Source organism: Streptosporangium lutulentum (assembly GCF_030811455.1).
Lineage (GTDB): Bacteria > Actinomycetota > Actinomycetes > Streptosporangiales > Streptosporangiaceae > Streptosporangium > Streptosporangium lutulentum.
In genome coordinates this window covers 8,328,389-8,350,344 of the sequence record NZ_JAUSQU010000001.1, presented here as the reverse complement: position 1 = coordinate 8,350,344, position 21,956 = coordinate 8,328,389, and the positions used below count along the sequence as shown (strand labels likewise).

At 67.0% G+C, this 21,956-nt stretch carries 20 protein-coding genes and 1 rRNA gene; 12 read left to right on the top strand and 9 right to left on the bottom strand.

All coding sequences use genetic code 11. From position 1 onward, the window contains the following. Positions 1-69 precede the first annotated feature (69 nt). Together mycP and J2853_RS37680 are read left to right on the top strand one after the other, a co-directional pair. The gene (gene mycP, locus J2853_RS37685) at positions 70-1,329 is read left to right on the top strand and encodes a type VII secretion-associated serine protease mycosin (RefSeq protein WP_307565788.1); all 1,260 of its coding nucleotides are present in this window, start codon (positions 70-72) and stop codon (positions 1,327-1,329) included. Positions 1,330-1,754: 425 nt separating this feature from the next. After that, a complete protein-coding gene (locus J2853_RS37680) occupies positions 1,755-2,321 on the top strand; it encodes a hypothetical protein (RefSeq protein ID WP_307565786.1) in 567 nt (188 codons plus the stop codon). Positions 2,322-2,492: 171 nt separating this feature from the next. Here J2853_RS37680 and J2853_RS37675 read toward each other — a convergent pair whose 3' ends face one another. The 5 genes from J2853_RS37675 to J2853_RS37655 all read right to left on the bottom strand — a co-directional run bounded on the left by J2853_RS37675 (position 2,493) and on the right by J2853_RS37655 (position 8,159). Next, positions 2,493-3,506 carry an ABC transporter ATP-binding protein gene (locus J2853_RS37675; RefSeq protein ID WP_307565784.1) on the bottom strand — a complete coding sequence of 338 codons (1,014 nt, stop codon included), beginning with the start codon at positions 3,504-3,506 and terminating at the stop codon, positions 2,493-2,495. Then, positions 3,490-4,527, bottom strand: coding sequence for an ABC transporter ATP-binding protein (locus J2853_RS37670; RefSeq protein WP_307565783.1), 1,038 nt, complete (start codon positions 4,525-4,527; stop codon positions 3,490-3,492). The genes J2853_RS37675 and J2853_RS37670 overlap by 17 nt, the downstream gene beginning before the upstream one ends. A 9-nt stretch (positions 4,528-4,536) precedes the next feature. Next, positions 4,537-5,475: an ABC transporter permease gene (locus J2853_RS37665; RefSeq protein WP_307565782.1), complete on the bottom strand. Its 939-nt coding sequence runs from the start codon at positions 5,473-5,475 to the stop codon at positions 4,537-4,539. After that, complete coding sequence (locus J2853_RS37660; protein WP_307565780.1) at positions 5,468-6,406, bottom strand: ABC transporter permease; 939 nt, start codon at positions 6,404-6,406, stop codon at positions 5,468-5,470. Before J2853_RS37660 ends, J2853_RS37665 begins: the two co-directional genes overlap by 8 nt. Before the next feature lie 118 nt (positions 6,407-6,524). Beyond that, positions 6,525-8,159, bottom strand: a complete 1,635-nt coding sequence (locus J2853_RS37655; RefSeq protein ID WP_307565779.1) for a peptide ABC transporter substrate-binding protein — start codon at positions 8,157-8,159, stop codon at positions 6,525-6,527. A 504-nt stretch (positions 8,160-8,663) separates the two neighbouring features. Here J2853_RS37655 and J2853_RS37650 point away from each other — a divergent pair. The 4 genes from J2853_RS37650 to J2853_RS37635 all read left to right on the top strand — a co-directional run bounded on the left by J2853_RS37650 (position 8,664) and on the right by J2853_RS37635 (position 11,283). After that, positions 8,664-9,599, top strand: coding sequence for an ABC transporter permease (locus J2853_RS37650; protein ID WP_307565778.1), 936 nt, complete (start codon positions 8,664-8,666; stop codon positions 9,597-9,599). Next, positions 9,592-10,446, top strand: a complete 855-nt coding sequence (locus J2853_RS37645) for an ABC transporter ATP-binding protein (RefSeq protein WP_307565776.1) — start codon at positions 9,592-9,594, stop codon at positions 10,444-10,446. Before J2853_RS37650 ends, J2853_RS37645 begins: the two co-directional genes overlap by 8 nt. 54 nt (positions 10,447-10,500) lie before the next feature. Then, positions 10,501-11,022 carry a YbhB/YbcL family Raf kinase inhibitor-like protein gene (locus J2853_RS37640; RefSeq protein WP_307565775.1) on the top strand — a complete coding sequence of 174 codons (522 nt, stop codon included), beginning with the start codon at positions 10,501-10,503 and terminating at the stop codon, positions 11,020-11,022. An 81-nt stretch (positions 11,023-11,103) separates the two neighbouring features. After that, positions 11,104-11,283: a hypothetical protein gene (locus J2853_RS37635; RefSeq protein ID WP_307565773.1), complete on the top strand. Its 180-nt coding sequence runs from the start codon at positions 11,104-11,106 to the stop codon at positions 11,281-11,283. Between the two features lie 103 nt (positions 11,284-11,386). Here J2853_RS37635 and J2853_RS37630 read toward each other — a convergent pair whose 3' ends face one another. Then, a complete protein-coding gene (locus J2853_RS37630) occupies positions 11,387-12,799 on the bottom strand; it encodes a hypothetical protein (RefSeq protein ID WP_307565771.1) in 1,413 nt (470 codons plus the stop codon). Between the two features lie 219 nt (positions 12,800-13,018). On the opposite strand from J2853_RS37630, the gene J2853_RS37625 reads away from it, so the two are divergent. Next, positions 13,019-13,237 (top strand): hypothetical protein, encoded by a 219-nt coding sequence (locus tag J2853_RS37625; RefSeq protein ID WP_307565770.1) that lies wholly within the window; start codon positions 13,019-13,021, stop codon positions 13,235-13,237. Between the two features lie 9 nt (positions 13,238-13,246). Here J2853_RS37625 and J2853_RS37620 read toward each other — a convergent pair whose 3' ends face one another. Beyond that, positions 13,247-14,566 (bottom strand): KamA family radical SAM protein, encoded by a 1,320-nt coding sequence (locus J2853_RS37620; RefSeq protein WP_307565768.1) that lies wholly within the window; start codon positions 14,564-14,566, stop codon positions 13,247-13,249. A gap of 172 nt (positions 14,567-14,738) precedes the next feature. Here J2853_RS37620 and J2853_RS37615 point away from each other — a divergent pair, with 172 nt between their 5' ends. The 4 genes from J2853_RS37615 to J2853_RS37600 all read left to right on the top strand — a co-directional run bounded on the left by J2853_RS37615 (position 14,739) and on the right by J2853_RS37600 (position 19,996). Further along, positions 14,739-15,476: a DUF1707 SHOCT-like domain-containing protein gene (locus J2853_RS37615; RefSeq protein ID WP_307565767.1), complete on the top strand. Its 738-nt coding sequence runs from the start codon at positions 14,739-14,741 to the stop codon at positions 15,474-15,476. Positions 15,477-15,548: 72 nt separating this feature from the next. Next, positions 15,549-16,583 (top strand): phosphate acyltransferase PlsX, encoded by a 1,035-nt coding sequence (gene plsX / locus J2853_RS37610; protein WP_307565765.1) that lies wholly within the window; start codon positions 15,549-15,551, stop codon positions 16,581-16,583. 111 nt (positions 16,584-16,694) lie between these two features. Continuing rightward, complete coding sequence (argS, locus tag J2853_RS37605; protein WP_307565764.1) at positions 16,695-18,449, top strand: arginine--tRNA ligase; 1,755 nt, start codon at positions 16,695-16,697, stop codon at positions 18,447-18,449. A 143-nt stretch (positions 18,450-18,592) separates the two neighbouring features. Further along, the gene (locus tag J2853_RS37600) at positions 18,593-19,996 is read left to right on the top strand and encodes a hypothetical protein (protein ID WP_307565762.1); all 1,404 of its coding nucleotides are present in this window, start codon (positions 18,593-18,595) and stop codon (positions 19,994-19,996) included. 230 nt (positions 19,997-20,226) lie between these two features. On the opposite strand, the gene J2853_RS37595 is transcribed toward J2853_RS37600, so the two are convergent. Further along, on the bottom strand, positions 20,227-20,619 hold the full coding sequence (locus J2853_RS37595) for a cell division protein SepF (protein WP_307565760.1): 393 nt from the start codon (positions 20,617-20,619) through the stop codon (positions 20,227-20,229). Positions 20,620-20,809: 190 nt separating this feature from the next. Here J2853_RS37595 and J2853_RS37590 point away from each other — a divergent pair, with 190 nt between their 5' ends. Further along, the gene (locus J2853_RS37590) at positions 20,810-21,601 is read left to right on the top strand and encodes a PhzF family phenazine biosynthesis protein (RefSeq protein ID WP_307565758.1); all 792 of its coding nucleotides are present in this window, start codon (positions 20,810-20,812) and stop codon (positions 21,599-21,601) included. 110 nt (positions 21,602-21,711) lie between these two features. Here J2853_RS37590 and rrf read toward each other — a convergent pair. After that, positions 21,712-21,828 (bottom strand): 5S ribosomal RNA (gene rrf / locus J2853_RS37585). Between the last annotated feature and the right edge of the window lie 128 nt (positions 21,829-21,956).

Below are 21,956 nucleotides of genomic sequence, written 5' to 3'. Positions count from 1 at the left end.
CCCTACGTATAGGCCTGTTTACTGAAGCGTCGGTTTGGGGGGTAAGGCGCGTGTCACAATCCCCGTGACGTGTCCCGATCCCCCTCCGACGAGGTCATCGTGCTCTACACGCATGCGTCCAGAACGGTTCGAACCGTCCTGGCTGTTCAGGCTCTCGTAGCCCCGCTGGCCATCATGGTCGTGGCCGCACCCGTCCAGGCCGACGACATCGGCGCCACCGTACGGTCCAAGCAGTGGCCCCTGGTTCCGCTGGGGGTGGCGGAGGCCTGGCAGCGGACCCGGGGAGAGAACGTGGTGGTCGCCGTGCTGGACACCGGGGTCGACGCCGGCCACCCCGATCTGGCCGGGGCGGTGACCGGCGGCACCGACCTGACGGGCACGCGGGGGGAGGCGCCCCGGTGGGGACGCCACGGCACGGCCATGGCGAGCATCATCGCCGGGCGCGGACACGGCAAGAACCACGCCTGGGGCGTGAGCGGGATCGCTCCCGCCGCGACGATCCTGTCCGTCAGGGTCACGCTGGACAACGACGACCCCCAGCGCCGCCGGGGCCGCACCTGGAACGAGGACGCACTGGCCAAGGGCATTCGCTACGCGGCCGACCACGGCGCCGAAGTGATCAGCATGTCGCTGGGCGGCGGCAGCGGGTCGTGGGAGGGAGCGGCGACCGAGGAGAAGGCCGTGCGCTACGCACTCGACCGGGGCTCGGTGCTGGTGGCCTCGGCGGGCAACGACGGCGAAGGTCCGAACCGCAGGAACTTCCCCGCCGCCTATCCGGGCGTGATCGCGGTGGGCGCGGTGGACAGGGGGATGAGGGTGGCCTCGTTCTCCAATCGCCAGGAATACCTGTCGCTGGTCGCACCGGGAGTTCAGATCGTCAGTGCCGCCGTCGACGGTTCCTACGTGATCGGAGACGGCACCAGCTCGGCCGCGGCCATCGTCGCCGGAGTCGTGGCACTGATCAGATCGGAGTTCCCCCGGCTGACTCCCGCTCAGGTCCGCAGGGCCGTCGAACGTGGCACCACCCACGCCCCCGAGGGCGGGCACGATCCCGACTACGGCCACGGTGTGGTCAACGCCGCCCGTGCGCTGGAACAGGCCGCCAGGGCCCAGCGGCGGCCGTTGCGTGCCGCGGTTCCGCCCGCGGTGTCTTCGGTGTCTTCGGCGTCGCCGGCCTCCCCCGTCCTTTCCCGGGATACGCCGGTCCGTGGCACCGATGTCTCGCGCAGGATCGTCTGCTCCATACTGATCCTGCTCGTCCTCGCCATGGCCGGACGCTCGCTGGTCAGACTTCGCCGTCGCGCGCGAAAATTTCCTACTTATCAATAGGTTCTGCGTCGATCACCCTAAACAGAGGACATTTCCGATCAAGCACTTGTGTCGGATTCGCCCGTGGCGATAAACGTGATCGACGGCCATTCACCGTGGACGGCGGTTCCCCTCCTTGGCAAAGTCGTTCCGCCCCGGGCCAAGCCCGTACTGTCCCGGACCATGGCCCAGGTCAGCGAGCCGGCCTGATCATTACGGGACACGACAGAGGGTCGCCAGATGAATCGGACACGGCATCGGGCTGACGATTGGCCAAGGTTCGCCAGGCTCTAGCCCTTCGATCATTGCCGCTTCATGACCATCCTCGCACTGATTGAAGAAGTGTCGATGGATAGTCTCGCTCCTGTTACGTTGAGTAGCCGCGTGCAGCCGGAGAGTTTTCGCTCCAGAGACTGCCGCGGTTTCCTTTCGGGGGGAACACAAAAATGATTCGTCGTCTTCTCATCACTTCGGCATGCGTCGGCATCGCCGTTCTCGCACCTGCTGCGGCCGCATCCGCATCCACCTCCAAGTCCTCCAACTGCTGTGGTGGCGGCATCGTCCAGGGGGCTCCGGCCTTCGTTCCGACGAGCACCGTCACGTACGGCAACACCATCATTCCCACGACCGTGGTCTCCGGCGGTGGCGGCGTCTACGGCGGCGGCATCTACGGCGGCGGCTGCCTGCCGCCGGCCGTGGTGGCCGGCCCCTGCGGTGGCGGCATCTACGGTGGCGGCATCTACGGCGCCGGCTTCGGCGGCGGCATCTACGGCGGTGGCATCTACGGCGGCGGCTTCGGCGGCGGCTTCTACGGCGGCGGCTTCGGCGGTGGCTTCGGCCACGGCGGCTTCGGCCACGGCCACGGCGGCTTCGGCGGCCGCGGCATCATCAACAACAGCAACGTCAGCGCCGGCAGCGGGTTCGGCCACGGTGTCGCGTCCAACAGCGGCCTCATCGGCGTCAACGCTCTCAACAACGTTGGCCTCGGCATCCTCAGCTCCGCAAACCGCTGAGGACGACGCCCGTCCAACCGGTAACAGGTAGCGGTAACCGGTGAGGGCAACGCCTCCACATCTCACGTGTGGAGGCGTTGCCCTCGTGCGTTTTCCGGCCTTCTCACGTTTTCGGACCTCTTACCCGTCCCGGTCCTCTCACGTTTCCGGCACGCCGGTGCTTTCCGGCTCCTATGCGTGCACCACGTCGTGGGTCTCCGCGAAGTGGCAGGCGCTCGCGTGCGCGGTGCCGGGCCGGATCTGCAGCAGCGGCTCCTCCTCCGCGCAGATGTCCTGCGCCTTCCAGCAACGGGTCCGGAACCGGCATCCCGACGGCGGGTTGGCCGGGGACGGCGGGTCGCCCTGGAGAATGATCCGCTCGCGGCCCTCACGACCCTCGGGGTCGGGCACCGGCACCGCCGACAGCAGCGCCTGGGTGTAGGGGTGCGCGGGACGGTCGTAGATCTCCGTGTCCTTGCCGAGCTCGACCACCTTCCCCAGATACATCACGCCGACCCGGTCGGAGATGTGGCGGACCACCGACAGGTCGTGGGCGATGAAGATGTAGGCGAGGCCGAGTTCGTTCTGCAGCCGCTCCAGCAGGTTGATGACCTGGGCCTGGATCGACACGTCGAGCGCGGACACCGGCTCGTCACAGACGATGATCTCCGGCTGGAGCGCCAGCCCGCGGGCGATGCCGATGCGCTGCCGCTGTCCGCCGGAGAACTGATGCGGGTAGCGGTTGATGTGGTCGGGGTTGAGACCCACGACCTCCAGCAACTCCTGCACCTTACGGCGGCGGTCGCCCTTGGGCGCGACCTCCTCGTGGATCTCGTACGGCTCGCCGACGATGTCGCCCACGGTCATCCGGGGGTTCAGCGAGGTGTACGGATCCTGCATGACCATCTGGATGTTGCGGCGGACCCGCTTGAGGTCGCCGCCCCTGGCGTTGGCGATCTCCATGCCGTTGATCTTCACGGAGCCCGAGGTCGGCCGCTCCAGCGCCATCAGGAGCTTGGCCAGCGTGGACTTGCCGCAGCCGGACTCGCCCACGATGCCGAGCGTCTCGCCGCGGCGCAGGTCGAAGGAGACCCCGTCCACCGCCTTGATCGCACCGATCTGCTTCCTCAGCAGGATGCCCTGGGTCAGGGGGAAGTGCTTGACCAGGTCGCGAACCTCAAGAATCGGCTCACCCGTGGCTGCCATCGAGGACCTCCCTCCAGTAGTGACAGGCGCTGTTGCGTGTCGGACCGATCTCGTAGAGCGGCGGCGCCTCGGTGACGCAGTTGTCCTGACGGTACGGGCACCGGGGGTGGAAGGAACACCCCGAGGGCATGTCGAGCAGGTTCGGCGGCATTCCCTTGATCGCGTACAGCTCCTGGCCCTTCTGGTCGACCCTGGGGATCGAGTCGAGCAGGCCCTTGGCGTAGGGGTGGGCGGGAGCCCGGTAGATGTCGTGCACGAGGGCGTTCTCCACGATCCGCCCGCCGTACATGACCGCGATCTTGTCGGCCACGTCGGCCACCACGCCGAGGTCGTGGGTGATCAGGATCAGGCCCATGTTGCTCTCGCGCCGCAGCTCGGCGAGGAGCTCCATGATCTGAGCTTGCACCGTCACGTCGAGCGCGGTGGTCGGCTCGTCCGCGATCAGCACCTCGGGATCGAGCGCGATCGACATCGCGATCATGATGCGCTGGCGCATGCCGCCGGAGAACTGGTGCGGGTAGTCGTTCACCCGCTGCTTGGCCCCGGGGATGCGGACCCGGTCCATCAGCTCGATCGCCTTCTTCTGGGCGTCGCCCCTGGAGGTGCCCCGGTGAACCCGGAACATCTCACCGATCTGGGAACCCACGGTGAACACCGGGTTCAGCGCGGAGAGCGCGTCCTGGAAGATCATCGCGATCCGCTGGCCGCGGACCTGGGAGCGGGCGTCCTCCGACAGCTTGAGCAGGTCGGTGCCCTTGAACCGGATCTCACCCCGGGGGATGCGGGCCGGAGGCATGTCGAGAATGCCCATGATCGCCTGGGCGGTCACCGACTTTCCCGAGCCCGACTCTCCGAGCACGGCGAGCGTCTCTCCGGGGTTCAGGGCGTAGCTGACCCCGTTGACCGCCTTGACGGCTCCCTGCCTGGTGGCGAACTCCACATGCAGGTCGTCGACGGCGAGCAACGGCTCGCTGCCCAGGACTCCCCTGTCCGGCAACGCCGGCGTTGACGTCTTCTTCACTGGTCCCCCTTACCGCAGCTTCGGGTCGAGGGCGTCGCGCACCGCGTCGCCCAGCATGATGAAGGCCAGCACGGTCAGGCTCAGGAAGAGCGCCGGGAAGAGCAACGGCCCCGGAGCCTCCAGGAAGCGCTCCCGGGCATCGGCGATCATAAGACCCCACGAGATGTCGGGTGAGCGCAGTCCTACGCCGAGGAACGACAGGCCCGCCTCGGCGGCGATGAAGCTGCCCAGATTGATCATGGCAACCACGATCACAGGGGCGATCGCGTTCGGCAATAGGTGCCGGAACATGATCCGGGACGAGGAGGCGCCGAGCGCCCTGGCCGCGACCACGTAGTCCTGGCCCTTGACGGTGATCACCGAGGCCCGCATGATGCGGAACGTCATCGGCCAGGTCAGCACGGCCAGCGCGAGCATGACGGTCCACACGTTGCCCGTACGGAAGACCGCCAGGATGAGCAGGGCGCCGAGAATCGAGGGGATCGCGAAGAAGATCTCGGTGATCCGGGAGAACAAGGTGTCCAGCGCGCCGCCCTTGAACCCGGCGAGGAGGCCGAGCAGGCCGCCCACGAGCGCGGTGAGAACGGTGGTGCTCACGCCGACCACGATCGAGTTGCGGGCGCCGTAGATGGTGCGGGCGTAGACGTCACAGCCGAGGTTGTCGGTGCCGAACCAGTGGGCGCCGCTCAGGCCCTGCCGGGCCTGGGCCAGCTGGCAGGTCGCGGCGTCGAACGGGTCCACCGAGGTGAAGAGCCGAGGGAACACCGACATGACGAGGAAGACAGCGATAAGAGCGGCCGAGCCGATGAAGAGCGGACGGCGGCGCAGGTCGTACCAGGCGTCGGTCCACAGGCTCGCGACCCTGTCGGGTTTGGGCGCCGGGTTCTTCCCGCCCCGCTTACCGTGTTTGGCGCCCCGCCTGACGTCCGGGGCAAGGGTGTCACTCATAGCGGATCCTTGGATCGAGCACGGCGTAGAGCAGGTCAACGACCAGGTTGGCCAGGATGTAGATCAGCACCAGCACGGTCACGATTCCGACGACCACGGGTTGTTCTCGCAGGTAGACCGAGGTGAACAACTGCTGGCCGATACCCGGCAGGTTGAAGATCGCCTCAGTGATCACCGCACCGCCCATCAACGTGCCGAGGTCGGCGCCGAGGAAGGTGATCAGTGGGATCAGCGCGTTGCGCAGCGCGTGCCGCCCGACGACCCGCCTCCGGGGCAGGCCCTTGGCCACCGCGGTGCGGATGTAGTCGGCGCGCAGAGTCTCCACGAGGCTGGTCCGGGTGAGCCGGGTGAGGTAGGCGATCGACGCCCCCGCGAGCACGAAGCCGGGCAGCAGATAGCTGCGCAGGCCTTCCGCCACGCCCGCGACGGGGAAGAGGTCGATTCCCGCCTGCTTGAGCTTCACTCCCAGGAGCAGCTGGAGCATGAAGCCGGTGACCAGTGTGGGGACGGAGATCAGCACCAGCGTGGCGGCGAGGATCAGCGAGTCCTGGGCCTTGCCGTGGCGCAGCGCCGCGTAGAGGCCGAGGCCGACCCCGATGACCGCCTCCATCACCAGGGCGGTCCCCGCCAGGTTGATGGTCACCTGGAACTTGCCGGCCATGATGTCCGTGACCGGCACACCCGCGAAGGTCGCGCCGAAGTCACCCCTGAACAGGCCCGTGAGGTAGTGCCAGTACTGCACCAGGAACGGGTCGTTCAGGTGGTACTGCTCGCGCAGGACCTTGACGATGTTGGGGTCCAGCCGTTTGTCGCCCGCCAGCGCCGCGATGGGGTCACCGGGCAGCGCGAAGACGATGGCGTAGATGAGCAGGGTGGCGCCCAGCAGGACAGGTATCGCCTGGATCAGACGCCTGATGATGTAACGGCCCATTCAAGCCTCCCGTACATGCCGCCCGGGCACCCCTCCCCGGAACCGATCGGTGTGGCGCCGTGAGAGCGCCTCGGGCGGCCAGTGGGGCCGGGCGGTGCGCCCGGCCCGCTGCCATCCGTCAGACGGTCTTCTCGACTTCGGACCACTCGACCTGGTTGAGCAGGTTGATCTTGACGCCCTTGACGTTCTGGGAGAACGCGGCGTTGATCCGGTAGTAGTACACCGGGATGTACGGCAGCTCCTTGATGAGGATGTCGTCGGCCTGCTGGTAGAACTTCAGGCCCTCCGCCTGCGTCGGGGCGCTGTCGCCCTTGGCGAGGAGGTCGTCGAACTCCTTGTTGGACCAGCCGGCGTAGTTGGAGCCGGTCTTGATCGCGACGGTGGAGAAGACCGGGGTCAGGTAGTTCTCCGCGGACGGGTAGTCGATCGCCCAGCCCATGCGGAACATGCCGCCGTAGGTCTTCTGGTCCAGTTCGTCGAGGATCGAGGCGAACTTCTCGAACGGCTTCACCGAGACCTGGACGCCGAGGTTGGCGCGGAGGTTGTTGGCGACGGCCTCGATCCACTCCTTGTGCGGACCGTCGGCGTTGTAGCCCAGCTCCAGCGTCTTCGGACCATTGGCCTCGGTGTACTCCGTCTTGGCCCTGGCGGGGTCGTAGGTGCAGACCGCGCAGGCGCCCTGGCGGTAGCCGTCGAGCAGCGGGTTGATGAAGTCGTCGGCCGGGGCGCGGGTGCCGGAGAAGACCGTCTCGGCGATCGTCTTCCGGTCGATGGCCAGGGAGATGGCCTCGCGGACCTTGATGTTCGCGTAGGTCTTGTTGTACTGCAGGGGGAAGCCGATGTAGGCGATGGTCGCGTCGGCCTGGTCGATGTAGCGCTCACCGAACTCCGACTTGGCCCGGGAGATCGCCGACGGGGGCAGCGAGTCGTCGACGTCGACGTTGCCCGCGGCCAGGTCGTTGAACGCGGTCTCCGGGCTCGTGTACATCTTGAACTGGAGCTTGTCGAAGTTCGGCTTCTTCCCCGGGAACTTGCCGTACAGGGTCAGGTCGATCGTCTGATCGGTGCCCTTGTTGTAGGGCTTGTCGAACTTGAAGAGCCCCTGCCCGATCGGCTGCTTGGCGTACGTTTCGGTGATCTTGCCGTCGTCGCCGAAGGCCGAGGAGGGCAGCGGATAGAACGCCGTGTAGCCCAGCATCGTCTTGAACTGCGAGAACGGCTGGGTGAGGGTGACCTGGAAGGTGTTGTCGTCGACGACCTTCAGGCCCTTCATCTCCTTGGTGGAGACGGTCTGGCCCTCGCCGGGGTTGAGGTCGGCCCAGCCCTCGATGCGGTTGAAGAAGCCGTTGGAGCTCTGGGCGTTGTCCTGGTTGGCGGCGTAGTTCCACGCGTCGACGTAGTTCTGCGCGGTCACGGCGGAGCCGTCGTCCTGCCAGGTGTAGCCCGGCTTGAGCTTGATCGTCCAGACCTTGTTGTCGGTGGTCTCGATCGACTCGGCGGCCTCGTTGACGACCTGCTTGTTCTCGTCGTAATCCACCAGCGGAGCGAAGACCGCGGCCAGGACCTCGGCGCCCTCGGACTCGGAGGTGTCACCGGGATAGAAGAGTTTCTGGGGCTCGCCGAGTTCCATGCGCACGGGCAGATCGGCCGAGGCCGTCCCCCCACCCGTGGAGGCACCACTGCCGCACGCGGCCAGTCCCAGGGCGAGCAGCGCGGTGCCGGCGGCGATCCGGGCGCCCTTAGTAAAACGCATTACGGTATTTCCTCCCATTGCAGGTGGGCGTCGACATGAACTTCCGGGGCCCGGGCGACGCGGGTGAGGACGTTGTGGTCCTCCGGCTCTCCGCGATCCCGGCCTCCGCACTGACGCCACACCGGTCGGACGCGACTATCCCGTACCGCTCCACATCGATTTGTCTCTGTGATGTAACAATTCGGTCACGCATGAGCCAGGTCGGTACCGTACATCTGTCAAGACGACAGCACCATGCTCTCAAGTATGCATAAAACGGGCATAGAGGGACGCGAAGGACGTGAACGGTCACGTCAAAATACCCCCGTGCGAAGAGTGCTCGCATCCATTGCCCACAGAGGGCCCCTACCTGGGTTACCGTTGACCGCGTCGCAGGAGAGCCCATGGCTCGCAGGCGAACCGCACAATTGCCCCGGAACCTCTTTCTTGGAGATCCCGTCCAATGTGTGCGGCGGGACCCCGCCGTAGGCACTTCATCCACTCGCATCCAATAGAGTCCTTGCCATGAGCCAGCCGGAATCCGCGGTCGCGGACGCCCAGGCGGGCGGCCCGAAAAACGGCACCCCTGTGCAGGGGCAAGAGCCGCTGGCCAAGCTCGCCGAGCGTTACGGACTTCGGCGTGCCATCGCACGCCCCAGTCTGCCCGTCTACCTGCGTCAACTGTGGGAACGACGGCACTTCGTCATGACGTACGCCACCTCGCGTAACGTCTCGAAGTACAGCAACTCAGCCATGGGCCAGCTCTGGCAGGTCCTGACTCCCCTGTTCAACGCGGGGATCTACTGGCTGATGTTCGGTCTGATCCTCGGCGCGGACAAGGGCATAAAAAACTATCCGGCCTTCCTCATCACCGGGATGTTCGTCTACACCTACACCCAGCGCTCGGTGAGCAGCGGGGCCAAGGCGATCTCCAGCAACCTGTCGCTGATCCGCGCCCTGCACTTCCCCCGCGCGGCGCTTCCGCTCGCCTACACGATCCAGGAGTTCCAGCAGCTCCTGATCTCGATGGGCGTGCTGTTCGCACTGGTGCTGATCACCGGCGAGGCGGTCACCTGGCTCTGGCTGCTGATCCCGGTCGCCCTGATACTGCAGACGATGTTCAACATCGGCGCCAGCCTGGTCCTGGCCCGCATCGGCGCCACCGCCCGCGACCTGAACCAGCTGTTGCCCTTCATCATGCGCACCTGGCTCTACGCCTCGGGCGTGTTCTATTCGATTCAGGACAGGCTCGTCGACGCCGACGGAGCGCGCCAGTGGATCGCCGACATCATGTACCTCAACCCCGCCGCCGCCTACATCGAGCTCATGCGGGACCTGTTGATGAGGACGCACGACACGCGACCGTACATCTGGATGGTCTGCGTATTCTGGGCCGTGTTCGCATTGGCCGGTGGCTTCTGGTACTTCTGGCGAGCCGAGGAGAAGTACGGACGTGGCTGAGTTGACCGAGGAGCTGTCCCGCGTGAAGGCCGAGGATTCCGGCGTCCCCAGCACGGACGTCAGGGTGCACCCCGCTCCGGAGCCCTCCGGCGACGACCGCGCGGGCACTCCGACGGTCATCGTGGACGACCTGCACATCATCTACAAGGTGTACGGCGCGACGACCGACGCGGAGAAGGGCAACGCCGCCACCGCCCTCATGCGCCTTCTCAAGCGCCAGGGCCGGCCTCAGATGAAGGAGATCCACGCCGTCCGCGGCGTCTCCTTCGTGGCCCGCCACGGCGACGCCATCGGCATCGTCGGCCGTAACGGCTCCGGCAAGTCCACCCTGCTGCGCGCCATCGCCGGCCTCCTGCCCCCGCACTCGGGCGCGGTCTACACCGACGGCCAGCCCTCCCTGCTCGGCGTCAACGCCGCGCTGATGCGCGAGCTCACCGGTGAGCGCAACATCGTGCTCGGCTGCTACGCGATGGGCATGAACCCCGCGCAGGTGAAGGAGAAGTACGACGAGATCGTCGACTTCTCCGGGATCGGCGAGTTCGTGCAGTTCCCCATGTCGACATACTCCTCCGGCATGGGCGCCAGGCTCCGCTTCGCCATCGCCTCGGCCAAGGCCCACGACGTGCTGCTCATCGACGAGGCCCTGGCCACCGGCGACCGCGACTTCAAACGCAAGAGCCAAGACCGCATCAAGAAGATGCGCGACGAGGCCGGCACCGTCTTCCTGGTCGCGCACAACCTCGACGTGATCGAGGAGACCTGCAACCGGGTCCTCTGGCTGCACAAGGGAAAGATCAAGATGGATGGTGACCCGAAGACGGTCCTGGAGGCGTACAACGCCGTCTGACGGCAGGGCAAGATGAGGAGCGACCGACAAGACGCTTCTCATCGGAGGTGAATCGTGTCCTCACGGCCACCGATTCCATATGACTTCCTGCCCCAGGTCCCGGCGCTGACCGTCGAAAGTGACGACGTCCGCGACGGTGAGGTCCTGGCCAAGGACCACGTGTTCGACGACTGGGGTTCGGACGGGCAGAACGTCTCCCCGCACCTGCGCTGGTCCGGCGCCCCCGAGGGCACCCTCAGCTACGCGGTGACGTGCTTCGACCCCGACGCCCCGACCGGCAGCGGATTCTGGCACTGGCTGCTGTTCGACATCCCCGCCGACGTGACCGAACTGCCGTCCGGGGCGGGCGTCGACGACGGCGGCCCGGGCGTTCACGGCCGCAACGACTACAGCATCAACGCGTACGGCGGCGCCGCCCCTCCGCCCGGGTTCCCGCACCGCTACATCTTCGCGGTGCACGCCCTCGACGTGGAGAAACTGGGCGTCGACAGGGACACGCCGCCCGCCGTCATCGGCTTCAACATCACCGCCCACACCCTGGCCCGCGGGTATATCGCACCTGTGTACGAAACCTGAGTGGCTCAGGAGGCAATGGACTGACACCGGGATCGGCGTTCCGCTATGATTCGAACGTTGTTTCGATCCTAGGAAGCCGTCATGGAGTGGGGGCGCGCGATGCGAGAGCTGTCGACCGCGATCGACTACCTGGCCATAGAAGACCCATCCGAGATCCCCCGACTCCAGCTCACTGAGCAGCTCATCGAGTTGCATTGGCAGATGGCCAGGCTGCAGGCTCAGATCGCCCGCCGCACCTCCGTGCGGGGAGCAAGCCACTGAGCAACAGAGAAACCGGCCGGTGCGCACCGGCCGGTTTCTCTGTTGCTCTGATCATTCAACCCACTCGCCGCGGTGACCGTTCGGCCCATCCGCCGCTGTGAGACTAACCGGCGGCGACGGCCTCGGTGCCCTCTGCGGTCACGTCGGCCGCAGGGGTGATGCTCGCGACCGTCTCCTCTTCGACGCTGTCACTGGCCACCGCGAGCTCATCGCTGGGGGCGGAGCCGACCGGCACCACGACCTCGACGACCGGTGCGGTGTCCGTGACGGGCGCGGCGTCGGCGATCGGCGCGGCGTCCGTGACGGGCGCGGCGTCGGTCTCGGCGACCGGCGCGGGGTCAGCCTGGATCATCGGCTGAGCGTCGGCGTCGACCATCGGCGCGGCGTCGGCGACGGGCGCGGCGTCAGCCTCGACCATCGGCTCGACAGCCTCGACGACGGGCACCACGACCTCGACGACGGGTGCGGCGTCGGCGACCGGCGCCGGCGCGGCGTCGGCCTCGACCGGTGCCGGGTCGGCCTCGATCGGTGCCGGGTCGGCGATCGGTGCCGGGTCGGCGACGGGCGCGGCGTCGGTCTCGGCGACCGGCGCGGGGTCAGCCTGGATCATCGGCTGAGCGTCGGCGTCGACCATCGGCGCGGCGTCGGCGACGGGCGCGGCGTCAGCCTCGACCATCGGCTCGACAGCCTCGACGACGGGCACCACGACCTCGACGACCGGTGCGGCGTCGGCGACCGGCGCCGGCGCGGCGTCGGCCTCGACCGGTGCCGGGTCGGCCTCGATCGGTGCCGGGTCGGCCTCGATCGGTGCCGGGTCGGCCTCGATCGGTGCCGGGTCGGCCTCGATCATCGGCGCGGCGTCGGCGATCGGCGCGGCCTCGGTCTCGGTCTCGACGACCGGAGCCGGGTCAGCCTGCGGGGTCCGAGGGGCCAGAACGGCGGCCTGCGGGATCTGGGCGACGGGAGCGCCGGCCTGCGGGGTTCCCTGCTGCATGGCCGGAGCGGCCATCTGCGGAGCGGAGGCGTCCACAGGCGGAGCGGCCTGCTGCGCCACGCCGGCGAGCACACCGGCCTGCTCGACGGAGGGCTGCGCGGTCCCGACAAGCTGCGGGGTCGGGATGACCGGGCCACCAGGGCCGTTTGTGACGCCGCCAGGGGCGGCGGCGATCCCGGCCATCGTGTTGGCACCGTTCAGCGTGGCGCCGTAAACGGGGTCGTCCCCGGAGATGCAGGTGAGCCTCCCCATGGCGTACGGGGGCACCCAGGGCAGGTGCTGGCCGCCGCTGACGCCCTGGCCGTGCCTGAACCCGTAGTACGGCGTGTACGGCGCGTTCTGGCCGTTGAGCACGTCGAGGCCGAAGGAACCGAGCTGCAGGACGCCGTCCGTCGAGCCCGGGCCGCCGAGGCCGTTGATGAGGTCGGAGGTTCCGGCGGTCTGCGCCTGAGCGGGTGCGCAGACTCCCGCCGCGAGACCGAACACTGCCACGGCCATAGCCGTCTTGATGACTCGCTTCATGATTGCCTTTCCAGCTTGTAATCGGCTCGCTTGATTTCTTGTGAATGGTCAGAAAAAAGCGGACCTGAGTCCCCGGATTACCAGCGGGTGCGGTTGGGAGAGCTACACGAAACACACCGGCCGGAAGCTGCTTCGGCATTTGTATCACCAGCGCGAGCGAGCCCAAAGTCAGTCAGCAAAGATCAGATTACCCGCGTGGGCAGGGTCTGGAGCCCCAGCATGGCTGCGCCGGGCGGGCGCGGAGGCCCACCCGGCGCAGCCGGTAAATCTGGAAATAACATCGCGAAGGATTACGGCCCGTCAATCCTTATGCCGCAAATACCGCAGAAGACTGAAGCGCGCCTTCGGGACCCGGAGAACAACGAGCTGGAAAAGAAGAAGGAAAAAGAAGCCATGGACGGCGGTGTCAGATTTTCCATTTGCAGGACGCCCGCTTGACCGGTCGGATCAGGCGGACAGCCGCTGAACCGTCGCGGGCTCGAAGGGGAAGCGGTCCGCGAATGCCGGCTGCAGATCCGTGAGCCACACGGCCTGCGGGTCGTACCGCGCGAAAAAGGGGCGCCCGACCAACTCGGGATCGCGCGCCTGGATGAGGTGGAGCACGAAGACCTTCTGCCCGGCGATCTCCGCGACGCCGTCCACGCAGACCTTGCCGGGGGTGGCGGACATGGAGGGGCCCCGCACCGTACGGCACAGCCCCGAGACGCTCGCGTAGGCGTCCCTGAAGATCTCGTATGCCCGCGCGAGGGGCACCGCGAAGTAGTCCTGCGGCCCGGTGTCCCGCTCGACGAACATGTAGTAGGGCACCATGCCCATGGTGAGCTGCCTGCGCCACATGGACGACCAGGTCTCGGGGTCGTCGTTGATCGACCTGATCAGCGGCGCCTGAGTCCTGATCACCGCGCCGGTGGAGAGGATTCCGGCCACGGCGGCCTCCACGATCGGAGACTCCATCTCCCTGGGGTGGGAGAAGTGCGCCATGAAGGCCAAGGTCTTGCCCGCGTCCGCGACGGAGGCGAACAGCTTCAGCGTGTCGGCGCTGTCCGGGTCCGAGACGAACCGCTGCGGCCAGTAGGCCAGTGACTTGGTGCCGATGCGGATGGACTCGAGCTGTTCCACTTCGAGGAGAGGTTCCAGATAGCGGCGGAGCACCGCCTCACTCATGATCATCGGATCGCCGCCGGTGAACAGCACGCTGGTCACCTCGGGGTGGTCCTTCAGATAGCCGACAAGGCTCCCGACATCGTCGGAGGCGAACTTCAGGTCGGGCTCCCCGATGAACTGCGCCCATCGAAAGCAGTAGGTGCAGTAGGCATGACAGGTCTGCCCCTGCTTGGGGAAGAAGAGCACCGTCTCGGGATATTTGTGCTGCATCCCGGGCAGCGGCTCCGTGCCGATGTGAGGAACGTTGAGTTCCAGCTGGCCCGCCGGATGCGGGTTGAGCCGCCTCCTGACCTCGTTCGCCGCCGCCTGGATCTCGGCGTTCCGCGCACCGGCGTTCAGAAGGCCCGCCAATCTGGTGACATCGGCCTCGGGCAACATGTCCGCCTGCGGGAAGACCAGACGATAGATGGGGTCCTCGGGGATGGCCGACCAGTCGATGAGCTGATCCACCACGTAGGCGTTGGTGCGGAAGGGCAGAACCGTCGCCACCGCTCTGATCCGGAGCCGCTCCTCGTCCCCCACGCCGCCTCGCCTCAGCAGGTCGTCGAGATGTTTCGCGGTGTAGGCCCGGAACCCACGCGTAGAGCCTTCGTTCAAGATCACTCAACCTTGCCCTTCGTTTTTGTAGCTCTTGACGTAAACCCATCCATACAGTCATGCGTCGAAGTCGTTTAATACCCGGACGTAATTACCCCTACTGACGGTTCCATTACGAAGCAAGTTCGTCTGCAAACACTTATCGCGATATATCTCGAATCGTCGTAGACTCGACCTCATGACGACCCACGACCCCGTTCCTCACACGTCGGAGGACGGCCTCCCTCCCGCCCCGCGCGCCTCCGGCACCGGCCTCACTCTCGCCTCGCGTGTCTCCGACACCGATCTCGCTCCCGCCCCGCGTGCCTCCGATACCGGCCTCGCTCCCGCCCCGCACGCCTTCGGCACCGGCCTCGCTCCCGCCCTGCGCGCCTCCGACGCCGACCGTGACCGAGTGGCCGCCGTGTTGAGCGAAGCGCTCGCCACCGGCCGGCTGACCACCGTCGAGCACGCCGACCGCCTGGAGGCGACCTACAACTCCGTGACCGTGGACGAGCTCGTCCCGATCACTCTCGACCTGCTCGACGTCGCCGCCCCCGCGTCCACGGCCATCGCCGGCCGCCAGGAGGTCACCGCCGCCTTCAGCAAGGTCGTTCGGGGCGGGCGCTGGGTCGCCGGACGGCACACGGCGCTGAGCGCCACCTTCGGCGCTCTGATCGTCGACCTGTCCGACGCGGTGCTTCCCGGTAGGGAGATCACGCTTGAGCTCACCTCCTTCTGCGGCAAACTGATCGTCAGGGTTCCCGAGAACGCCCACGTCATCGACGAGGTCAGCGGGCTGTTCGCCAAGAGGCACATCTCAGGCGGCATCGGCGGCGAAGGTGGGCCGGTGATCAAGGTCGTCGGCCGGGCCACTTTCGGGAAGATCATCGTCGCGAGGGAGAGAACCGACTGGAATCTCCCCGACAAGCCCTGATCGACCTGAATACCCAACCGGTCCTTCACCCCGCCTACGATGCGGACAAACCATCCCGCGCGAGGTGACCGCTTGCCTGATACCGACGCTCCCGGCGTCATACCGATCGCCTTGGACGCGATGGGCGGTGACCACGCCCCGGACGAGATCGTCGCGGGAGCCGTGCAAGCAGTGAGAGAACATGGGATTCCCATCGTCCTCGTCGGTGCTCCCCGCCCTCTCGCCGACGCGCTCCACCGGCACGACGCGACCGCCGAGATCCCGATCGTCCGGGCCGAAGAGGCACTGGCCATGAACGAGGGCGCCCTCGCCAGCCTGCGCCGTCCGCGTTCCAGCATCGCCGTCGCCTGCCACCTCGTACGGCGGGGCGACGCCTGTGCCGTGGTCTCCGCCGGATCCACCGCCGGAATCGTGGCCACCGGCAAACTCCGGCTCCGCGGCCAGCCGGGGGTGCTCAGACCTGCCATCGCCGTGGCCCTGCCGACCCGCCCGAACCCCACAATCCTGCTGGACGCGGGGGCGAACGCCGAGGTCAAGCCCGAGATGCTGGTGCAGTTCGCCCACCTCGGCGCGGCCTACGCGGAGACCGCCCTGGGGATCGAGGCTCCCAAGATCGGCCTGCTGACCATCGGCAGCGAGCCCGAGAAGGGCAACAAGCTCGTCAAACGAGCCCACGAGCTGCTGTCGGGCGCCCCGGGGCTCGTCTTCGCCGGCAACATCGAGGGACACGATCTTCTCACCGGGACCGTGGACGTCATCGTCGCCGACGGCTTCACCGGCAACGTCGCGCTCAAGACCATGGAGGGCAGCGTCCGCTACGCCTTCAGCGAGCTCCGCGAGACGATCCAGGAGAGCCGCACGGCCAGGATCGGCGGGCTGCTGCAGAAGAAACGCATCAAGGAGCTCTACCGGCGCCTGGACCCCGAGGTTCACGGCGGCGCCGTACTGCTCGGGCTGAACGGCACCGTGGTCATCGCACACGGAGCCTCACACGCCAAGGGCGTCAGCGCCGCCTGCGTGCTCGCGGCCAGGCTGGCCCACGAGGGTGTGGTGAACCGCATCGGCGAACGCCTCGCCACCTCTCACCGGTCGCATCGCCTCTGGTGACGGCCACATTCGGCGTCGCCGCCCCGGCCGCACCGACGACCGGTTTTCAAGATCGTACGGCCCCGTGAAATACAACCGGGCCACGATCGGGTACCCGATACCCTTATGGTCATGACCGACCCGCAGCTCGTACTCACCGAGCGCGTCCAGCAAGCGCTGGCCACCGCCTTCGGTACGGAGTACGCCGACGCAGATCCGCTGATCCGTCCCTCCCAGTTCGCCGACTACCAGGCGAACGTGGCGATGAGCCTGAGCAAGCGACTGCGACGAGCCCCGCGGGAGGTCGCCCAGGAGATCGCCGCCCACCTCACCGGCGGTGCCGAGAACGCTCCGAGCGAGCCCTTCCCCGGCACCGTCGAGGTCAGCGGCCCCGGCTTCCTCAACCTCACTCTCTCCGACGACTGGATCGCGGCCCAGGCGTCCGAGATCCTGACCGACCCGCGCCACGGCGTCGCCCTGTCCGCCTCGCCGCAGACCGTCGTGATCGACTACTCCGCGCCCAACGCGGCCAAGGAGATGCACGTCGGCCACCTGCGCACGACCATCGTCGGCGACGCGCTCGCCCGGGTCCACGAGCACCTGGGCAACAAGGTCGTCCGGCAGAACCACCTGGGCGACTGGGGCACGCCGTTCGGCATGCTCATCGAGCACCTGCTGGACATCGGCGAGGAGACCGCCGTCACCCAGCTTGAGGCCGGCGAGGGCAACGCCTACTACCAGGCCGCCCGGGCGAAGTTCGACAGCGATCCGGAGTTCAACAAGCGCGCCCGCACGCGGGTCGTGACCCTCCAGAGCGAAGAGCCGGAGACCATGCGTCTGTGGCACATCTTCATGGACGCCACGGTCCGCTACTTCAACAAGGTCTACGTCCAGCTCGGCGTGACGCTGACCAACGACGACATCGCCGGCGAGAGCATGTACAACTCCATGCTCGCCCAGGTCTGCGACGATCTTCAGGAACGCGGGATCGCCGTCGTCAGCGAGGGCGCGCTCTGCGTCTTCCCGCCCGGCTACACCGGCCGCGAGGGCCAGCCCCTGCCGTTCATGATCCGCAAGAGTGACGGCGGGTACGGCTACGCCACCACGGACATGGCGACGATCCGCTACCGGGTCCAAGACCTCAAGGCCGACCGGATCCTCTACGTGATCGGGGTGACGCAGGCCATGCACATGTCGATGCTGTTCGACTCCGCCAGGATGGCCGGTTGGCTGCCCGACCACGTCAGGGCGGAGCACGTCCAGATCGGCAGCGTGCTGGGCAGCGACGGCAAGATGTTCAAGACCCGGAGCGGCGAGTCCGTCAAACTCCTGGAGCTCCTCGACGAGGCCGAGACCAGGGCCGCCGCGGCGATCCAAGACAGGGAGTACGGCGAGGCGGAGCGCACGGAGATCGCGCACGCCGTCGGCATGGGCGCGGTCAAGTACGCCGACCTGTCGGTCAGCCACGACAGCGAGTACGTCTTCGACTTCGACCGCATGCTCGCCCTGACCGGGAACACCGGCCCCTACCTGCAGTACGCCCAGGCCCGGATCCGCTCCATCTTCCGCAGAGGCGGGGTCGACCCGTCCGAGTCGACCGGTCCGATCGTTCTCGGCCACCCCGCCGAGCGCGCCCTGGCCCTGCAGCTTCTCGGGTTCGGCTCGGCCGTCGAGGAGATGGCGGAAGGCTCGATGCCCCATAAGCTCGCCGCCTACCTCTTTGACACCGCGAGCGCCTTCACCACGTTCTTCGAGAACTGCCCGGTCCTGAAGGACGACGTCGACCCGGCCACGCGGGCCTCGCGGCTCGCCCTGTGCGCGCTCACCCTGAACGTGCTGACGACCGGCCTGGACCTCCTCGGCGTCCCGGTGCCCGAGCGAATGTGATCCATCCGCCAGATGATCGTCTTGATTCGCCAGGTTGAGGCGATCATCTGGCAAAGTTGCTTTCGGCGTGCCTCCCCGCGGGCATGTCCGAGGCGCACTACGCTGGCGCGGTCATCGGTCACAACTTCGGAGAGTTCTCTGCCTTGAGCACAGACCTGACCGCGTATCCCCACGCGGGGACGGAGTTGCACCGCTATGCCGAGGCGCTCCTGACGAATCTGGCCGCCGGTGCCACCTCAGCCAGGATGTCGGCAAAACTCATCGATGTGCCCGGACACTGGCTGGCGCCGGCCGTCGAGGCTCTCACACTGCTCATGGACGGCGAGGAGGCACTCGAACCCCTCGCCCGCGCCGCACAGCGCGACGAGCAGCGAACCGCGCTCTTCCTCTGCCTCGCCCTCGCCGTCGCCGGGCAGGGTGACCAGATCCACGCCTCCTGGCTGGGCATCGCCTTCGGCGAGCTCTCCCTGGACCGCCCGGTGACCCATGGCCAGCGCGCCCTCTGGCTCGCCGCCGCCAGGGGCGCGTACGGCCCCGCAGGCAAGATCTTCGTGCTCCGCAAGCTCGACGCGGTGTCCTCGTCCCCCGTCTCCGAACCCGAGCGGTGGCTGCGCGCCCTGATCCCGGACGATCCGTCGGCGGTGGCGCCGCCGTCCCTGGCCGACTTCCCCGAGCTCGCCGAAATCCCCGAGCTTGCCGAACCCGTTCAGGCCTCCGCCCAGCTGACCCGGCTGCGTGACCGCTGTGCCGAGATCACTTCGGCTCGGGAGAGCCCCGGGGGAAACCGGGGAGGCACCGGAGGAAAACTCGTCGCCCCCTTGGCCGAGCCCTCCTTCTCCTCGGCCTCCTCGGCCTCCTCGGCCGAACCGTCCCTGAACGGATCGGCCATCCCCTGGAACGACGGCGAACCACTGACCGTGCTTCGCCACTTGATCGGCTCCAATGGCCCCGAAGGACCGATGAGTTCCCTCGAAGGCCACCTCCTCAGCGACCTGCAGCCCAGCTCCCACCTCGACCTGACCGCCATCGCTCTTCACGTGGCCGCGCCGATCGTCCGCACGGCAGCCAAAAGCCTCGTACAGGCCACCCAGGTCAATCCTCCGGAGTCGGTTGTCATGCCCATCCTCGGGCACCGCGTGACACTCCGTCCCGAAGGCCCGGACGCCGAGTCGCTGGCCACCGCCGAGAATCGCATCATCGTCGACGGCACTCCGGTCCGCGGCCGCCCCTGGCTCGCCTACGCGCTGCTCGCCCTCGGTGTGGTGGCCCTGGTGATCGCACTCGCCATCCCGGCGATACTGCCGCTCGCGGCGCTCGGACCGCTCCTGGCCGCGGCGGGAGGCTACCGGCTGTGGCACAGGCGCAAGCGCGAGCAGGCGGATGCCGAATACGTCGTCGCCCAGCTCTCCGAACTCCGGGAGATGGCACAGGGCGCGGTATGGGCACTGCATGAGTACGCCCGCGAGGCCGAGGATCGCGCCCAGACCGCGGCCTCTGACCTGGCCGAGCTGACCCGCCTGCTCCGCAGAGGCCCTCGCGCCGGCTGACCGGAAGCGACCGGGCCCAAAGGACAACAACAGGTGACAGGCTGGGCAGAGAGTGCCTATGACAGAAGTCACCCCGAACCGAACCAGCCGCGGATGACGGCCGCGCCGAACCGGTGCAGCCGTCCACGCCAGAAGCAGCACCGAGCCGGGCAGCGCCCTCTGATGAAAACCACACCGATCCAGGAGAACGCCGGCACGTGAGGGGGGACACGTTCCGGCCGTTTTCCGGATCAGCCGGTGGTGATCTCCACTTCGGCCGGAGCCAGTAGGAAGACCTTCTCAGCGATACGCTCGATACGGCCCTCGCAGCCGTAGGCAAGCCCGGCGGCGAAGTCGACCATCCTTGTGGCCTCGGCGGTGCTCATGCCGTTGACGTCCATGATGACGGTCTGACCCTCACGGAAGTGCCGGCCGATGATCGGGGCGTCATTGTACTTTCGCGGGGTCAGCATCACGATCCGCGAAGGCTCGGCGATCGCGCGCCAGCGCTTGGCCGCGCGCTCGGAGGCAGGCTGCCAGTCCTCGTCTTCGCCCTCGACCTCATCCTCGTAGTCGTAGGACTCGTCATAGTGCTCTGTCCCGCCCAGGCCAAGGTAGCTCGCCACCTTGCGCACTGCCCCCATCGGCTCGTCCTTTCCTCAGGACCACGCCGCAGTCGGCTTGTCCCTACACCTTGGACGGTAACCGACGACCAGAAGTTCGCCATGCGACACGCCCAGTACTTATTTCCACTTTGTACGGCTACCGCACAGGTTTACCTGATCATCTACCCTGGTTTCGACTGATTATTGTCGAGACCGCTAACATCACGTCATGCGTATCTATACGGTCGATTCGTTTACCGACCAATTTTTCAAGGGTAACCCCGCCGGGGTCTGCGTACTCGATAATCCGGCCCCCGACGCCTGGATGCAGTCCCTGGCAGCGGAGATGCGACACTCCGAGACGGCCTTCCTGCTCGGAGGGGAGGACGGCGAGCCGTATTCGCTCCGATGGTTCACGCCGTCGGTCGAGGTAGCCCTGTGCGGGCATGCGACCTTGGCCACAGCGCATGTGCTGTATTCCACAGAAACAGCCCCGGAAACCCTCGAATTCTCAACGAAGAGCGGAATCCTCTCTACGACCAGGGATAAATCCGGTTTAATCACCATGGATTTCCCGGTAAAAGTACTCAAAGAAGTGAGTCCGCCACCCGGCCTGATGGAGGCGCTGGGCGTTAAACCTCTGTGGACCGGAAAAAATGTTTGGGATTACCTCGTGGAAGTCGAGTCCGAGGAGGCCGTACGTGCCGTCTCTCCCAACTTCCGCGCCCTGGAGGCCGTGGACGCACGGGGAATCATCGTGACGGCTCCGGCCTCCCCGTCATCCGACGCCGATTACGTGTCCCGTTTCTTCGCGCCCCGGGTCGGTGTCCCCGAAGACCCGGTGACCGGTTCCGCCCACTGTGCCCTGGCGCCTTACTGGTCAGGGAAACTGGGTTCCGATGCCCTGGTCGGTGCCCAGCTCTCCGAGCGAGGCGGTGTCGTCCGGACAACCATGAGAGGCGAACGGGTCGCGTTGAGCGGACGCGCGGTGACCGTACTCTCAGGGGAACTACACGCCTGAGCCGGCCATACGAGAGGCTTTCACCACGCGGTAAGAAGCCCCTCGATGGAAAGGGGCTGGAAATGAAAGAAGGGCCACCCCGCATGGGGTGACCCTCCTTATCAAAGATTGTCCGGCGGCGACCTACTCTCCCACACCGTCCCCGGTGCAGTACCATCGGCGCTGAAGAGCTTAACTTCCGGGTTCGGAATGTAACCGGGTGTTTCCCCTTCGCCATAACCGCCGTAACACTATGAAACTATCAACACCACACACCCCCACCAACTCTGCCGTGGGGGGCGGTGTTTGCTGTTTCAGAATCACATAGTGGACGCGGGCAACACTGCCCTCCTACCAACCAACCCCAGCGGTCACG